The 1,491-nt window shown below is 60.6% G+C and carries 2 protein-coding genes; both read right to left on the minus strand.

Going from position 1 to position 1,491, the window contains the following annotated elements; translation table 11 throughout:
* Positions 1 to 31: 31 nt before the first annotated feature.
* On the minus strand, positions 32 to 883 hold the full coding sequence (locus OC610_RS27265) for a shikimate dehydrogenase (RefSeq protein WP_264432518.1): 852 nt from the start codon (positions 881 to 883) through the stop codon (positions 32 to 34).
* Positions 884 to 888: 5 nt separating this feature from the next.
* Entirely contained in the window at positions 889 to 1,329 is a 441-nt protein-coding gene (aroQ, locus tag OC610_RS27270; RefSeq protein ID WP_264432521.1) for a type II 3-dehydroquinate dehydratase, read from the minus strand.
* Positions 1,330 to 1,491 lie beyond the last annotated feature (162 nt).

Consider the following 1,491-nt stretch of genomic DNA (forward strand, 5'->3'; position numbering starts at 1 on the left):
AGTCATTCCCACAGGGAATTTGTCGTGAGCTTTAGTGATTCATGCTCTGGAAATGCGCCAGCATCCGCTGCGCATCCGGCGCCACGCCGCTAAACAGTTCGAACGCCTTGACCGCCTGGAACACCGCCATGGTGCCGCCATCCAGCGTGCGGCAGCCGAGGGCGCGGGCGTTGCGCAGCAGTTCGGTTTCCAGCGGGAAATAAACGATCTCCGCTACCCACAAAGCGCTCCGCAACAACTCGACCGGCACCGGCATGCCCGGCAGTTTCGCCATGCCCATGGGTGTGGTGTTCACCAAGCCGTCGGCCTCGGCCATGGCAATTGCAAGGTCATGCCCGGCACGAGCGCGGCCGGCGCCGAAGTGTTGATTCAAGTTGTCCGCCAATGCCTCGGCACGGCTGACCTCCACATCAAAAATGCTCAGCATCCCCACGCCTTCCACCAGCAACGCATGGGCCACCGCCGCGCCGGCGCCTCCTGCGCCCATCTGGACCACGCGCTTGCGCGCGACATCACCCAAGCCACGATGAAAACCTTCGGCGAACCCCAGGCAGTCGGTGTTATGGCCGATGCGTTTGCCATCCTTGAGCACCACGGTATTCACCGCACCGATCCCACTGGCCTCGGGCGACAACTCGTCCAATAACGGGATGATCGCCTGCTTGCAGGGAAAGGTGATGTTCAGGCCGGTGAAGTCCATGCGTTCGGCGGCCAGCAGCAAGTCGGGCAGGGCGCTGCTGTCGAGTTTCAACGCATCGAGATCGATCAAGCGATAAAGGTAGCGCATGCCTTGGGCATCGCCTTCGCGCTCATGTAACGCCGGCGTGCGCGACGCCTGGATACCCGCGCCGATGAGCCCGGCCAGCACAGTGATATTCGACATGCGTATCAACCCTTCAACCGCTGACTGAAATGTTCCAGGGCCAGGCGATAACCATGGCTGCCAAACCCGCACATCACGCCAATCGCCACCGAGGAAACAAAGGAGTGGTGGCGGAACGTTTCACGGGCGTGGACATTGGAGAGGTGGACTTCGATCACCGGCACTTCGCTCGCCACCAGGGCGTCGCGGATCGCCACCGAAGTGTGGGTCCAGGCCGCCGGGTTGATGATAATGCCGGCACATCGATCACGGGCGCCGTGAATCCAGTCCAGCAATTCGCCTTCCTGATTGGTCTGGCGAAACTCCACGGCCAGGCCCAGCGCCTCGGCGGTGCGGGCACATAACGCAGAAATGTCAGCCAGGGTTTCGTGGCCATAGGTTGCCGGCTCGCGGGTGCCGAGCAGGTTCAGGTTCGGGCCGTTGAGCACCAGAACGATCGGAGGCATCGCACATTTCTCCACATTTTTTTATTGTTGATGTCGGCGGGGATCCAGCCGGTGGAGATAAATTGTACTAGATGGTTAATTTGGTCAAATAAAGCAGCGGCCGACGGGCAATAAGTGTTCGATGATCGAACATTGCATCAGCCGAAAGGTGAGGGCGGGCAA

The organism is Pseudomonas agronomica, assembly GCF_025917275.1.
GTDB lineage: Bacteria > Pseudomonadota > Gammaproteobacteria > Pseudomonadales > Pseudomonadaceae > Aquipseudomonas > Aquipseudomonas agronomica.